The sequence below is a fragment of the Geodermatophilus sp. SYSU D00965 genome (genome assembly GCF_054050075.1).
This window is the reverse complement of record NZ_JBJGYQ010000002.1, coordinates 109,512-123,410: the sequence shown is the minus strand read 5'-3', so window position 1 is coordinate 123,410 and position 13,899 is coordinate 109,512. Positions and strand designations below refer to the sequence as shown.

Here is a 13,899-nt window from a genome sequence, read left to right as displayed (position 1 = left end):
GGCCTCACCCGCCGAGGCCGGAGAGGAAGGCCCGGATGGCGGCGGTGGTCTCCTCGGGTGCGCTCAGGTGCGGGCAGTGCCCCGTCGCGGCCAGCTGGGTGAACACGCTGCCGGGGACCTGCCGGTGCACGAACCGGCCCACCGCCTCCGGCGCGATCGCGTCGGCGCTGCACTGCAGCACCAGCACCGGCACGCCCACGCCGGGCAGGTCGGCGCGGTTGTCGGAGAGGAACGTGACCCGGGCGAACTGCCTGGCGATGTCGGGATCGGTGCGGCAGAAGCTGTTGGTCAGCTCCTCGGTGAGCTCCGGCCGGTCGGGGTTGCCCATGACCACCGGGGCCATCGCCCGCGCCCAGCCGAGGTGGTTGCTGTCCAGCGCCTCGAGCAGCCCGGCGATGTCGGCCCGGGAGAAGCCGCCGGTGTAGTCGCCCTCGTCGACGTACCGGGGGCTGGGACCGATCATCACCAGCGCCCCGAACAGCCCCGGCGCCAGCTGGTCGGCGAGGACGCCGATCATGGCGCTGACCGAGTGCCCGACGAAGACCACGTCGGCGAGCTCGAGCTCCCGGCACAGCTCGACGACGTCAGCGGCGTACCCCCGCAGCGAGCCGTACTTGACCGGGTCGTACGCGGAGAGGTCCGAGCGCCCGGCCCCGACGTGGTCGAAGAGGACGACGCGGTGGTCGGTCTCGAACCGCGGCGCGACGAACCGCCACATCTCCTGGTCGCACCCGAAGCCGTGCGCGAAGACCATCGGCCGCGCGCCGGCGACCCCGGTCACGCGGACCCGGTTCCGCATGATCACGCCCACGGCCCGACCGTATACGGACCGCGCCCCGGCTGTCCCCCGTCTCCTCCCGCCGTCCCCGCGCACAGGCGTGTCCGCCCCCGGAGCGCCGGTCGGCGGCCCCCTCCAGGGCGCCGCGACGGGCGGGGACGGCCCCGTCCAGAGGCTCGCCGCGAGCCTGCGAGGGTCAGCGGCCCCGTCCAGAGGCTCGCCGCGAGCCTGCGAGCGGTGAGGAGGACGGGGTCCTTCCAGGGGTCCTTTCAGTAGCGGGAGGTGCCGCAGTCCGCGCAGCGCTTGCGCGGCGGCTTGGTCTCCCGGTGGCAGTTCGGGCAGGTCCAGGTCGTGCGGTCCGGACGCGGGCGGCTCCGGGAGCCGGAGGCGCGGCGGGTCGAGCGGTCAGCGGTGGGTGCGGTCATGGCTTCCTCCTGGGGTGTGCACGACCGACGGTAGGGAGAGGACATGACGTCGAGATGACCTCCGAGTTGCCGTCCCGGTCACCGACTGTGATCTGCGCCAGGGTCCTTGGTCCCGGCGGGCGCAGCGCCGCACGGAGCCCGGTCCGAGCCCGCGGGGTTGGCCGACGGTTGCACCTGGCACCACGATGGGGCCGCCGTCCGCCCGCGTCCTGGAGGTCCCGTGACACTGACGTCGCCGTCCGCCCGCCCCGCCACCGAGATCGGCCCGCCGCCCCCGTTCGACCCGGAGTGCGCGGTCGCGCTGGAGCAGTTCGCGGCGTTCACCTCGACCCCGCTCACCGCGGACCTCATCCCGGCGCTGCGGGAGAACCCGCTCACCCCGCGGCCGACCGACGACGAGCTGCGCCGGGGCGGCGCGTTCACCCTCGAGGAGCGGTCGGTACCCGGACCGGAGGGCGCGCCGGAGGTCTCGCTGCTGATCTGCCGGCCCACCGCCGCCACCGGCCCGACCGCGGCGATCTACTTCACGCACGGCGGCGGGATGATCATCGGGGACAACCGCTCCGGCGTCCTCGGCCCGCTCGAGCACGCCGAGGAGCTCGGGATGGCCGTCGTCTCGGTCGACTACCGGCTGGCACCCGAGACGCCGCACCCCGGCCCGGTGGAGGACTGCTACGCCGGCCTGGTCTGGACCGCCGAGCACGCCGCCGTGCTGGGCATCGACCCGGCGCGGATCGTCGTCGGCGGCGTCAGCGCCGGCGGTGGGCTGGCCGCGGCGCTGGCCCTGATGGCCCGCGACCGGGGTGGCCCGCCGCTGCTCGGGCAGCTGCTGCTGTGCCCCATGCTCGACGACCGCAACGACACCGTCTCGGCCCGCCAGATGGCCGGTCGCGGCGTCTGGGACCGCACCGCCAACGACACCGGCTGGACGGCGCTGCTCGGCGACGCCCGCGGCGGCCCCGACGTCTCCCCCTACGCAGCGCCCGCGCGGGCCGCCGACCTGTCCGGCCTCCCGCCGACGTTCCTCGACGTCGGCTCCGCGGAGACCTTCCGGGACGAGGACGTCGAGTACGCCACCCGCATCTGGCAGGCCGGCGGGATCGCCGAGCTGCACGTGTGGCCGGGCGGGTTCCACGGCTTCGACGGGTTCGCCCCCGACGCGACCATCTCGAAGGAGGCGCGCGCAGCGCGCACCCGCTGGCTGCGCCGGCTACTGGGCAGCTGACCGCGGCACGACGAGGACGGCGACGCCGGCGTCGAGGTCGACCCGGCTGAACGGCGGCGCGCCCTCCTCGGCGTCCTCCCGCCGGGTCCGCTGGACCCGCTGCTGCTCCAGGTCGACCTCCCGGCCCGGCGCCAGCGCCGCCGAGAAGACGTCGAGCCCGCCGGCCGACAGCGCGTGCCGCGAGTGGCGGGTCACCGGGCTGCGCCGGCCGAGCCGCGCCCACACGGACTCGGCCACCCCCAGGACGACGAGCAGCAGCACCAGCCCGGGGAGGGTCAGCGAGAGCAGGAGGCCGGGACCCACGAGCGCGAGCGTAGGGGTCTGTCGGGTGCGTCGGCGGCGCGGATCGGGAATGTCGGGGCACCATGGGCGATTGCTCCTTCGCCGAGATCCCCGACAGAGAGACGCGCAGTGCCGACGACGCAGCCCGATGTCGTTCCCCATCCCGAGCTCGACACCGAACAGCAGTACGTGGCCGACCTCTACGGCCGCCTCGACGCCGCCCGCGACCTCGCCTCGCAGCGGCTGAGGCAGGCCATCTCCTGGCCGGCGGTGGATCCGCAGGCGTTGCAGGAACGCGACGCCACCGTGCGGTTCCAGACCGAGCGGGTCACCGCCCTCGACGCCGCCGAGGCCGGGTTGTGCGTCGGCCGGATCGACCGCACCGACGACGGCCCGCTCTACATCGGCCGGATCGGGCTGGCCGCCGACGACGCCGGCGGCGACCCCGCGCTGGTCGACTGGCGGGCACCCGCGGCCCGGCCCTTCTACACCGCCACCCCGGTGCACCCGCTCGGGGTGTCCCGCCGCCGGCACATCCGCACCCGCGGGCGTCGCGTCGTCCGGCTGGACGACGAGGTGCTCACCGACGGGGTCGCCGGCTCGGGACTGACCGGCGAGGCGGCGCTCATGGCCGCGCTCGACACCGCGCGCACCGGCCGGATGACGGACATCGTCCGCACCATCCAGGCCGAGCAGGACCGCATCATCCGCGCCGACGACCGGGGCGTCCTGGTCGTCCAGGGCGGGCCGGGCACCGGGAAGACCGCCGTCGCCCTGCACCGCGCGGCCTACCTGCTCTACACCCACCGTGAGCGGCTGGCCCGGCGCGGCCTGCTCGTCGTCGGGCCCACGCCCACGTTCCTGCGCTACATCGCCGACGTGCTGCCCTCGCTCGGCGAGACCGGCGTGCTCCTGGCCGGGCTGGGCCAGCTGCGCCCGGGCCTGGACGCGCGCGGGACCGAGTCGCCGGAGACCGCGGCGGTCAAGGGCCGGCTGGAGATGGTCGAGGTCCTCGAGCGCGCCGTCACCGCCCGGCAGGTGGTGCCGGACTCCCCCGTCGAGGTGGTCGTCGACGGCTTCGCGCTGCGGCTGCGCCCGATCGACGTGAAGCGCGCGAAGACCGGGGCGCGCAAGGCCGACCGGCTGCACAACCTGGCCCGGCCGGAGTTCGCCCGCCGCATCGTCGACACGCTCACCAAGCGCTACGCCGAGCGCATCGGCACCGACGTCCAGGGCGGGGGCAGCCTGCTCGACCGCGAGGACGTCGCCGCGCTGCGCCGCGAGGTCGCCGCCGAGCCCGCCGTCCGGCTGCTCGTCGACGACCTGTGGCCGGTGCTGACCCCCGAGCGGCTGCTCACCGAGCTGTACGCCGACCCGGCCCGGATCGCCGCCGCCACGCCCAGCTGGGACGACGCGACGCGGGCGCTCCTGCACCGCCCCCGCGGCGCCGCCTGGACCCCGGCCGACGTCCCCCTCCTGGACGAGGCCGAGGAGCTGCTCGGCTTCGACGACAGCGCGCAGCGGGCCCGCGAGGAGCGCGACCGCCGCCGCCGGCTGGCGCAGGCGCAGGAGACCCTCGACGTGCTGCACGGCTCGCGCTCGATCGACCTCGAGGACGAGCACCTGGAGGCCGAGGTGCTCAGCGCCGGTGACCTGATCGGCGCCGAGGAGCTGGCCGAGCGGCAGCGCGCGGTCGACACCCGCACGACCGCCGAGCGGGCCGCCGCCGACCGCACCTGGACCTTCGGGCACGTCGTCGTCGACGAGGCGCAGGAGCTCTCGCCGATGGCCTGGCGGCTGCTGGTCCGCCGCTGCCCCACCCGCTCGATGACCGCCGTCGGCGACCTGGCCCAGACCGGCTCACTGGCCGGTGCCGCCGCCTGGGACGAGACGCTGCGCCCGCACGTCGGCGACGCCTGGCGGCTGGAGGAGCTGACCGTCAACTACCGCACGCCGGCCGAGATCATGGCGGTGGCCGCCGACGTGCTCGCCGCCGCCGGCAACGGTGCCACCGCGCCCCGCTCGGTGCGGCCGGGCACCGCCGCACCGTGGGCCGAGGTGACCGGCGAGGAGAAGCTGGCCGGCCGGGTCGTCGAGCTCACCGCGCAGCTGGCGGAGCACGAGGGCACCACCGCGGTCATCGTCCCGCCGAGCCGGGTCGACGAGGTCACCGCCGCGGTCGCGGAGCGGGTGGCGGGCGTCTCCAGCGGTCCGGACGCCGACTCCTCGACGGGCCCGGTGGTGATCACGCCGACCGAGGCCAAGGGGCTGGAGTTCGACAACGTGCTCGTCGTGGACCCCGCGGGCGTCCTCGACGAGGGGGTGCGCGGACACAACGACCTCTACGTCGCCCTCACCCGGGCCACCCAGCGGCTCGCCGTCCTCTCCCCTGGCACGCTGCCTGCCGAGCTCGCCCGCCTGGCGTAAGTCCTCGGAGGGGGCGGGGATGGCCATCCCTGCCCCCTCCGAAGGGGGCTCAGGGGTGGCCGGCGTGACGGTGCCGGGTCAGCGCGTCGAGGCCCTCCTTGACGCCGCACAGGGTCGCGGCCGCCACCAGCAGCAGCGCGCCGAGGCCGACGAGGGCCGGACCGGTCATGGAGGCCATGTCGATCTCGGCCCACACCACGCCGCCGACCAGCGCGAGCAGCCCGGCGACACCCACCACCGCAGCCCAGACCTTGCACATGCGCGCCTCCCCCAGCCCGACCGGCTCTGATCTGACCACGGGCCGCCGACGGCCGGGAGTCGCCCTCGGCGTGGCCGCTGCGGAGCGCGACCACGCCGCTGCGGTCACTCCGAGCCCCGCACGCGCAGCACGACGCCCGACGCCGGCCGCGCCGGGATCCGCCGCAGCGAGATGGTGAGGTCCTGCTCGGGGACGTCGGCCGGCAGCCGGGCCAGCCGGACGGCGAGCGCCGCCAGCACGGCGACCACGACCTGCTCCCCGGGGCAGCGGTGGTTGGTGCGGGGGTCCCCCGCCCCCTGCGGCACCAGCTCGAAGGCGCCGATCTCCCGGTCGAGGAAGCGCTCGGGCCGGAAGGCGTAGGGGTCCCCCCACAGGTCGGGGTCGTGGTCCTGGCCGTAGAGGTCCAGCAGCACCATCGCGTTGCGCGGGATCCGCTCGCCGTCCCACTCGACCTCGCGCGGCGCCCGCCCGCCGATGAACGGCGCGAAGGGGTAGAACCGGCGGACCTCGTGCGCCCACGCCTCGGCGAACGCCGGCTCGCCCGACGCCAGTCGCTCGCGGTACTGCGGCCACCGGACGAGCGCATGCCCGGAGAACGCGAGGAACCAGCTGATCGCCACGGTGGGCCGGACGACGTTGAGCAGCTCGACGGCGGCCACGTGCGGGTCCAGCTGCTCGCCGTCGGCGTCCCGGTGCCGCGCGACGACGTCGACCACCGATCCCACGGGCACCGTCGTGCCGCCGCCGCGCACCTCCTCGACGAGCCGGGACAGCCGGGCCTCCTGCCGCCCGCGGGAGCGCCGGGCCCGCCAGTGGCGGGGGCCGCCGGTGGCGAAGCCGTCGACCATCGCGGTGAGGTCCCGCGCCACCCCGGGCACCTCGTCGTCGGCCAGCGGGATGCCTGCCCAGTCGTGGACGGCACGGGTGAGCACGACCCGCGCCTCGTCGAAGAGCACGATCTGCTCCCGCGCGGCCCAGCCGGGGACGGCGGCGTCCCACGCGGCGGTGACCCGCTCCACCAGCGGCGCGGTGCGCTGCGGGTCCATCAGCAGGGCCACGAACATCGCCTTGCGCACCCGGTGCTCGTGCCCGTCGAGGGTGTGCACGGCGCCCTTGCCGAAGAGGGTGCCCTGCACCGGTTCCGGGATGGCGTGCGCGCGCCGGACGTGGTCCTCGTCGTAGAGGAAGCGGGCCGCGTCGGGGCCCTCGATGCCGAACGCCGGCAGGCCTCCGAGCCGGGTGGCGACGGTGCGCCGGCCCAGCGCCCGCCGCTTGTCGGGCAGCCAGGCGTAACCCTGGGTCAGCAGCTGGACGCTGTTGTCGAGGCGGGGGCGGCGCATGGCAGCACCCGTGCCCAGCCGCGACGGTGGGTAACCCGGAGGTCATCCGGGCCGCTGCTCCTGGACCCGGTCGTCCCGGCGGTGGGTGGCCTCGTCGGGCGGCGGGCGGTCGTCGCCGGCCCGGGAGCCCAGCCGGCGCAGCAGGGCGGCGACCTCCGCGGCGGCCGCGCTGCCGACCTCCGCCGGCAGCACCTGCTCGACGCGGCCCAGCGCCTCGGCCAGTGCCCGCTCCTCCTCGTCCAGCATCCCGCGGTACGCGGGGTCGAGCAGGTAGCCGGTGGGCGGGGTGGACAGGCAGCCGATCAGGTCGAGCACGACCTCCAGCAGGCGGGCCGCCTCGGCCGGCCGGGTGTCGGCCGGCGCCATCGCGACGGTCTCCACGTCCTGCTCCCACAGCCGCGCCCGCGCCCGGTCCTCGCGGAGGGTGAGGACGGTGCCGTTGCGCCGGCGGGGGGCCGCGCCGGGCGCCTGGATCGCGCTGCGCACCTGGTGGGCGATGCGGATCAGGTCGTCGTCCTGCATCGAGGTCCCGACGAACAGCACGTGCCGGGTGAGCAGCATCGAGTGCAGCACGCCGGCCAGCGCGGCGCGCGTGTCGCCGAACTGCAGGTACTCCTCGCGGGTCAGGACGATGCTCTCCGGATGGGCCGCGTCGCCGTGCAGCTTGAGCAGCCACGGCCGGCCGGGCTCGGGGTCGTCGAAGGGCAGCACCGCCACCGACCGCCCGATGTCACGGGCCGCGGTCTCGACCAGCGGGTCGTAGTTGGTGGTGACGAACTCCTGCACGGGCAGGTCGGCGAGCAGCGCGTGGGCGAGCGCGTAGTGGCCGGGACCGAAGCGCTCCTTGACGAAGCACTCCAGCTGCCCGCGGCCCAGCTCGCGGGCCAGCAGCGCGGCGGCGTCCTGGGCGGGCAGCCGGGCCAGACCGGCGCGCAGCCCGGCGCCCAGCCCGGACCGCTCGGCCAGCTCGTCGAGCAGCTGCTCCCAGGTCGGCAGGCCCGCCGCGGCGCTCACCCCGGCGCCCACGAACGCGGCCAGCTGCCCGCGGCGGGCCCGCTCACCCAGCTGCTCGGCCAGGTCGCGCAGGTGCTCGGGGAGGTCCCAGCCGCCGTCCTCGCCGCGGCGCACCCGCTGCGCGGCGGCCAGGTCGCTGGGCCCGCGCAGCACCAGCGCGACGTCGAAGCCGTGCTCGGTGGCCGCCTCGCGCAGCACCGGCAGCAGCCGCTGCAGGAGCTCGCCGCGGCGGCCGGCGGCTCCACCCCAGCCGGTGCCCAGCGCCGGCAGCGCCACCAGCCGGCGGGCCCGCCCGTGCACCGGCTCGGCCACCTCCCGCCGGGCGACGGCGGCCAGCGCCGCACGGGCGCCGTCGAGCAGCCACGGCAGGGCGTCGTCCCCCTCGCCCCCGTCGCCGTCGACGGTGTCGACCAGCCAGAGGCGGGGGTGCCGGTCGCAGGGGACCTCGAGCACCCGCTCGTCGCCGTGCCACCGCAGGTCCAGGCAGACCCCCTCGCCGTCCTCGTCGGCGACCAGCTGGGCGGGCAGCAGCTCCCGCCACCCCGCGGTGACCCGCAGCGCCCGGTCGGTCGGCACGAGGACGTCGTCGCACACCAGGTGGCGCAGGTCGGCGCCGACGACGAAGACGTGTCCGGTCACGCAACGGGGGTTCCCGGCGCCGTCCCCCCGTAACCGGAACGGTGCCGACCGTCGGGGTCAGCCGAGGGAGCCGCAGCCCCCCGCGCCGCAGGCGCACCCGGCGCAGCCGGCGGGCCGGGCCGGTGCCGGCGGCCGCTGGGCCACCGTGCGCAGGTTGGCCGCGCCGACGAGCAGGAACACCCCGAGCAGTCCGACGGCGAGCGCGGCGACGACGGTGGCGCCGTCCGCGGCGCGGCCCCAGCCGGCGACGACGCCGGTCACGACGAGCAGGCCGGTCACCAGCGCCCACCAGACCAGGGCGGCCGAGCCGCTGCGGCGGGCCGCGCCACCCCGGCGCAGGAGCACCAGCGCGCCGGCCAGCAACCCGGCCGGGACGCCGGCCAGCAGCACCCATCCGGACGCGGACGCCGAGAGCAGCGCCACGACCAGCGCGGCCAGCCCGGCGGCGACGGCGACGGCGGCCGGGCCCCGCGACCGGCGCCCGGCGAGGAGCACCCCACCGCGGACGGCGGCCAGCGCCCCCGCCACGCCGAGCAGCAGCCGCGCACCGGCGGCGTCCCAGAACACGGCCACGACGGCCACGACGAGCAGGGCTCCCCCGCCGGCGAGCCACCGCGGCCAGGACCGGCGGGCCTCCTCCGGGGTCGTCCGCTCCGCCGTCAACACCGCTGCGCCGTTCGCCACGGCAGCCAGTGTCCCTCACCGAGGCCCTCCGGCCGCGGCCCGCTCCCGAGCGTCCCGAGCGACCGGGCGCGAGCCGTGTCACGCTGCCCTGCGCAGGAACGCCGGCGACGGGGACGGGATGACGACGGAGACCGAGCAGGCGGACGGGGACGCCGTCCCGGTGGTGCACCGGGCGGCGCGCAGCACCGCCCTGCGGCACGTGGCCCGGCTCGGGCTGGTCGGGTACGCGCTGGTGCACCTCCTCGTCGCGTGGCTGGCCCTGCAGCTGGCCTGGCACGCCGGGCGGTCCCGCGGTGCCGACCCCGTCGACCAGAGCGGGGCGATGGCGCTGCTCGCGGAGTCACCGGTCGGCCGGGGACTGCTGTGGGCCCTCACGGTCGGCCTGGCCGGCCTGTGCGCGTGGCAGGCGGTGGAGGTGCTGCGGCACCGCACCACACCGCCCGACCCGGGGCCGGAGCGTCGTGCCGCCCTGGTGCAGCTCGGCAAGACCCTCGGCACCGCGGTCGTCTACGGCTTCCTCGCCGTCTCGGCCGCCCGCACGGCCCTCGGCGACGGGCAGCGGCCGGAGGACGGTGCGCGGGCGGTGCGCGGCGTCCTGTCCTGGCCCGGCGGCCAGGCACTGGTCGTCGCCGCCGGCCTGGTCGTCATCGGGATCGGCGCCTACCAGGTCCGCAAGGGGCTGCGCTCGGACTTCCTCGGCGAGATCGACCTCAGCACCGTCTCCCCCGCCCTCTGCACGCTCACCCACCGGTTCAGCCAGGTCGGCTTCGTCCTGAAGGGCGTGGCCTTCGTGCTGGTCGGCGCGGTGGTCGCGTGGGCGGCGGCCACCTTCGACCCCGCCGCGGCGACCGGTCTGGACGGGGCGCTGCGGACCGTCGCCGCCGAGCCGTACGGGGCCTGGGTGCTCACCGTCCTCGCGGCGGGGCTGGCCTCGTTCGCGGTGTACTGCCTGGCCCGCGCCCGGCACCCCCTCGGCTGACTCGGGGGCCGTGCCGCCGGTCGCCGGCCACCTGCTCGCACAGCCGCGCCGCCGGACGCGTTGCCGTCCCGACCGGCGGCGCGGCCGCTCCTGTGCCACGCTGGGCTTTCCCACCACGTGGGACGACGGGAGGAGTCGGGATGAGCAGCGGGCGCGGGTCCGTCGGGTCGGCCGCGGGCGCCGCGGACCGGGTCGGCAACAGCGACGCACTGGAGCACCTGGCCCGGGTCGGGTTGATCGCCTACGGCGTCGTCCACGTGCTGCTCGCGTGGCTGGCGCTGCAGCTGGCCTGGGGCGGCGGCGGGCAGGAGGCCTCCCAGTCCGGCGCCATGGCCACCCTCTCCGAGTCGCCGGTCGGGAAGCCGCTGCTGTGGGTGATCGCCCTCGGCATGATCGCGCTGGCCGCCTGGCAGGCGGCGGAGATCCTGCGCTGGCGCAGCGGGCTCTCGGCGTCCGGCGACGCGCGGAAGAAGGCGGTCAAGAAGATCGTCAAATCGGCGTCGAAGGTCGTCGTCTACCTCGCGCTGGCGGTGCTCGCGCTGCGCTTCGCCACCGGCGGCGGGCAGTCCAGTGCCGGGCAGCAACAGCAGCAGACCGCCGGCGTCTTCGGGTGGCCCGGCGGCCGCTGGCTGGTCGGCATCGTCGGGCTCGTGGTGGTCGGCGTCGGCGTCTACCACGTCTACAAGGGCCTCTCGAAGCGCTTCCTCAAGCAGATCGACCTCACGCAGGCACCGCCGAAGACGAAGGCCCTGGTCGAGAAGCTCGGCATGGTGGGCTTCCCGGCGAAGGGGGTGGCGCTGGGCCTGGTCGGCGCGCTGCTGGTCTACGCCGCGGTCACCTTCGACCCGTCCAAGGCCGGCGGTCTCGACGGCGCCCTGCGGACCATCCTCGACGCGCCCTTCGGCCAGTGGCTGCTCACGCTGGTCGCGCTCGGGATCGCCGCGTTCGGCGCGTTCTGCTTCGTCCGCGCCCGCTACCCCGAGCGCACCTGAGAGGCGACCCCGTCGTCCACACCGCTCGCAGGGGTGGGGACGACGGGGTCGTTGCTCACACGCGCTCGAACAGTGCGGCGAGGCCCTGCCCGCCGCCGATGCACATGGTCTCCAGGCCGTACCGGGCGTCCCGGCGGGCCATCTCGCGGGTGAGCGTGGCCAGGATGCGGCCGCCGGTGGCACCCACCGGGTGGCCCAGCGAGATGCCCGAGCCGTTGACGTTCATCCGGTCGAAGTCGCTGGGCGTGAAGCCCCACTCGCGGGTCACCGCGAGCACCTGGGACGCGAAGGCCTCGTTGAGCTCGATCAGGTCGACGTCCTTGAGCGCGACCCCGGCCAGGTCCAGGGCCTTGGCCGTCGCCGGCACCGGGCCGATGCCCATCGTCTTCGGCGGGACGCCGCCCACCCCCCACGACACCAGCCGGGCCAGCGGCCGCAGCCCCAGCTCGGCGGCCTTCTCCGGGGAGGTGACCACGCAGACCGCGGCGCCGTCGTTCTGGCCGCTGGCGTTGCCGGCGGTGACCGTGGCCTCGGGGTCGTCCTTGCCCAGGATCGGCCGGAGCTTGGCCAGGGTCTCCACGCTCGAGTCGGGACGGATGTGCTCGTCGCGGTCGACGACGGTCTCGCTCTTCCGGCTCGTGACGGTCACCGGGACGATCTCGTCGGCGAACCGCCCCTCCTCGGTCGCGGCCGCGGCGCGCTGGTGGCTGCGGACGGCGTACTCGTCCTGCTCCTCGCGGGAGATCTTGTACTCGCGGCGCACGTTCTCCGCCGTCTCGAGCATGCCGCCGGGCACCGGGTGGTTCTGGCCGCCGGCGGTGACCCGGCCGCGGGCCAGCCCGTCCTGGAGCATCACACCCGGCCCGGCCTTGACGCCCCAGCGCATGGCGGTCGTGTAGAAGGGCGCGTTGCTCATCGACTCGGCGCCACCGGCGAGGACGACGTCGGAGGCGCCCGACTGCACCTGCATCGCGGCGTAGATGACCGCCTGCAGGCCCGAGCCGCAGCGCCGGTCGATCTGCAGACCGCTCGCGGTGACCGGCAGGCCGGCGTCCAGGGCGGCCACCCGGCCGAGCGCGGGGGCGTCCATCGTCGGGTAGCAGTGGCCGAGCAGGACGTCGTCCACCGACTCCGGCGGCAGCCCGGTGCGCTCCATCACCGCACGGATGACCGTCGCGGCCAGGTCCTGCACGGGTACGTCGCGGAGTGAGCCGCCGAAGCCGCCCACCGGGGTCCGCAGGGGCTCGCAGATGACCGCATCACGCACGGGGGTCCTCCTCGTCAGTCCACGTCAGCGCACACGAGTGTGCGCCAGCCGGGCCGCCGTGACCGCAGCGGGCTCCCGCTGACCGGAAGCCCGGCCCAGGTCAGGACCGGGACGACGGGGGACGAGGAACTCAGGCGACGCTGTCGGCTCCGGGCTCGACCTGCTCCACGGCCAGCAGTTCCCACAGGCCGGTGATCTGGAGCGGGCGCGTGACGGCCCGGTTGGAGGCCAGGACGCGGAGGCGGACGCCGTCCTCCTCGGCGCGGCGGTGCGCGGCGGCGAGCACGCACAGTCCGGCGGAGTCGAGGAAGGTCACCGCGTCGAGGTCGACGGTGATCTCCCGCGCGCCCGCGGCGAAGGCCTCGTCGACGGTGGTGCGCAGGGACGGCGCGGACGAGGAGTCGACCTCGCCGCTGACGGTGAGACGGACCGAGGTGTCGGTGGCGGCCACGCCGACGGAGATGAGCTCGTCGGCGGGTGGGAGGTGGGTAGCGGTCACGGTTGCGCCTCTCGAGGAGAGCGAACCCGGCCGAGGCCCTCGGCAGTGGGGCCGAGGCGCGGCGAGGAGTCCGGCACTGGGGGCGACGGCTGACTGTTGAACCGCTGCCCCCGACGGTAGGGACCCGACGGCCCGGAAGCAAGGGCCCCCGGCCGCGACGACCACGGTGCGCCCGGGACCGGGCACGCTCCGCCACGCGGGGATACTGGGAGACGTGTCCAAGCGGCTGGTGGTGTGGGGCGGGATCTGGTTGGCCGTCACGGTGGCGGCCTTCCTGACGCTGGACCCGATCCTCGCCGCCTTCGTCGCGATCCTGGGCCTGTCGCTGTGGGGGGTGGCCCTCCTCGCCTCCGACTGGGAGCGGCACCCCTCCTTCGAGCAGCGGGAGCTCGTCCGGTCCCGCCGTCGCGCCGAGCACCGGGAGAAGGGCAAGGAGGCGCGGGCCCGCGACCGCGCCCGCTGGGAGACCCACCAGCAGCGCAAGGCCCGCCGCTCGCAGAGCTGAGCCCGGGGGCGGCCGCAAGCAGCCCCGGGCGAAAACCGGTCGACGCCGCGGGACGGCGTCCCTAGCGTCGTCGGCATGCGGTCCTGAGTGCGCCTGAGCGCCCCCCTGCCGCGGGTCGAGCCGCTGCTCCCCGCCGTCCGCGCCCCGCCCCGACCGGGGGCGCCGCCCGTCCCCCTCTCCCGGCTGCGCCCAGCCCTGCCCTCCTCCGGAGGCCCCCGTGTCACGACCCTCCCGCCCGTTGGACGGCGCGCCCGCCGCCGCCCGCGCCGCCCTGCCCGATCCGGAGGCGGCCGCCTTCGACCGCCTCACGCACGCCGTCCTCGCCAAGCCGGGCGCCGCACTCGGCGCGGTGCTGCGGGCCCAGCTGCCCGGCACCGAGGGCGTCCGCTGGCTGCACTCGGTGGGCCTGCCGCCCACCGCCCGGGCGGCCGACCTCACCGCCGAGCAGTGGCTGTCGCTGTACCGCTGCTGGACCAGCACCGGGGCCGTCCCGGTGGCGGGCGCCCCCGGCCGCCGCACCGGCCGGCCATCGGCGCACGGCCACGCTCCCGGCGCGCACGCGATCCCGCGCTGGGGCAGCTGAA

15 protein-coding genes are annotated in these 13,899 nt (G+C 76.4%); 6 read left to right on the top strand and 9 right to left on the bottom strand.

Translation table 11 applies throughout. The features are described from left to right. Positions 1-4: 4 nt before the first annotated feature. Both ACI789_RS02260 and ACI789_RS02255 read right to left on the bottom strand, forming a co-directional pair. Positions 5-811: an alpha/beta fold hydrolase gene (locus tag ACI789_RS02260; protein ID WP_457006519.1), complete on the bottom strand. Its 807-nt coding sequence runs from the start codon at positions 809-811 to the stop codon at positions 5-7. Positions 812-1,047: 236 nt separating this feature from the next. Next, positions 1,048-1,203 carry a hypothetical protein gene (locus ACI789_RS02255; protein WP_457006518.1) on the bottom strand — a complete coding sequence of 52 codons (156 nt, stop codon included), beginning with the start codon at positions 1,201-1,203 and terminating at the stop codon, positions 1,048-1,050. A 220-nt stretch (positions 1,204-1,423) separates the two neighbouring features. On the opposite strand from ACI789_RS02255, the gene ACI789_RS02250 reads away from it, so the two are divergent. After that, positions 1,424-2,428: an alpha/beta hydrolase gene (locus ACI789_RS02250; RefSeq protein ID WP_457006517.1), complete on the top strand. Its 1,005-nt coding sequence runs from the start codon at positions 1,424-1,426 to the stop codon at positions 2,426-2,428. Here the strand turns inward: ACI789_RS02250 and ACI789_RS02245 are convergent. Further along, the gene (locus ACI789_RS02245) at positions 2,414-2,731 is read right to left on the bottom strand and encodes a DUF6191 domain-containing protein (protein ID WP_457006516.1); all 318 of its coding nucleotides are present in this window, start codon (positions 2,729-2,731) and stop codon (positions 2,414-2,416) included. The two genes, ACI789_RS02250 and ACI789_RS02245, sit on opposite strands and share 15 nt — an antisense overlap. Positions 2,732-2,839: 108 nt before the next feature. Between ACI789_RS02245 and ACI789_RS02240 the strand changes: the two genes are divergently transcribed. Then, complete coding sequence (locus tag ACI789_RS02240; protein WP_457006515.1) at positions 2,840-5,137, top strand: HelD family protein; 2,298 nt, start codon at positions 2,840-2,842, stop codon at positions 5,135-5,137. 49 nt (positions 5,138-5,186) lie between these two features. Here the strand turns inward: ACI789_RS02240 and ACI789_RS02235 are convergent, their stop codons facing one another. The 4 genes from ACI789_RS02235 to ACI789_RS02220 form a co-directional block, all read right to left on the bottom strand. After that, positions 5,187-5,396: a hypothetical protein gene (locus ACI789_RS02235; protein WP_457006514.1), complete on the bottom strand. Its 210-nt coding sequence runs from the start codon at positions 5,394-5,396 to the stop codon at positions 5,187-5,189. Positions 5,397-5,500: 104 nt separating this feature from the next. Continuing rightward, positions 5,501-6,736, bottom strand: a complete 1,236-nt coding sequence (locus ACI789_RS02230; RefSeq protein ID WP_457006513.1) for a cytochrome P450 — start codon at positions 6,734-6,736, stop codon at positions 5,501-5,503. 42 nt (positions 6,737-6,778) lie between these two features. Then, a complete protein-coding gene (locus tag ACI789_RS02225; RefSeq protein WP_457006512.1) occupies positions 6,779-8,389 on the bottom strand; it encodes an SIR2 family protein in 1,611 nt (536 codons plus the stop codon). A 57-nt stretch (positions 8,390-8,446) separates the two neighbouring features. Continuing rightward, on the bottom strand, positions 8,447-9,073 hold the full coding sequence (locus tag ACI789_RS02220; protein ID WP_457006511.1) for a hypothetical protein: 627 nt from the start codon (positions 9,071-9,073) through the stop codon (positions 8,447-8,449). A gap of 118 nt (positions 9,074-9,191) precedes the next feature. Here ACI789_RS02220 and ACI789_RS02215 point away from each other — a divergent pair, with 118 nt between their 5' ends. Beyond that, a complete protein-coding gene (locus ACI789_RS02215) occupies positions 9,192-10,052 on the top strand; it encodes a DUF1206 domain-containing protein (RefSeq protein ID WP_457006510.1) in 861 nt (286 codons plus the stop codon). Positions 10,053-10,192: 140 nt separating this feature from the next. Beyond that, a complete protein-coding gene (locus tag ACI789_RS02210) occupies positions 10,193-11,044 on the top strand; it encodes a DUF1206 domain-containing protein (protein WP_457006509.1) in 852 nt (283 codons plus the stop codon). A gap of 55 nt (positions 11,045-11,099) precedes the next feature. On the opposite strand, the gene ACI789_RS02205 is transcribed toward ACI789_RS02210, so the two are convergent. Then, entirely contained in the window at positions 11,100-12,311 is a 1,212-nt protein-coding gene (locus tag ACI789_RS02205) for an acetyl-CoA C-acetyltransferase (protein WP_457006508.1), read from the bottom strand. A 130-nt stretch (positions 12,312-12,441) separates the two neighbouring features. Further along, the gene (locus ACI789_RS02200) at positions 12,442-12,810 is read right to left on the bottom strand and encodes an STAS domain-containing protein (RefSeq protein WP_457006507.1); all 369 of its coding nucleotides are present in this window, start codon (positions 12,808-12,810) and stop codon (positions 12,442-12,444) included. A gap of 214 nt (positions 12,811-13,024) precedes the next feature. On the opposite strand from ACI789_RS02200, the gene ACI789_RS02195 reads away from it, so the two are divergent. Beyond that, positions 13,025-13,315 carry a hypothetical protein gene (locus ACI789_RS02195; RefSeq protein WP_457006506.1) on the top strand — a complete coding sequence of 97 codons (291 nt, stop codon included), beginning with the start codon at positions 13,025-13,027 and terminating at the stop codon, positions 13,313-13,315. A 217-nt stretch (positions 13,316-13,532) separates the two neighbouring features. Further along, complete coding sequence (locus tag ACI789_RS02190) at positions 13,533-13,898, top strand: hypothetical protein (RefSeq protein WP_457006505.1); 366 nt, start codon at positions 13,533-13,535, stop codon at positions 13,896-13,898. The last annotated feature ends 1 nt before the right edge of the window (position 13,899 follow it).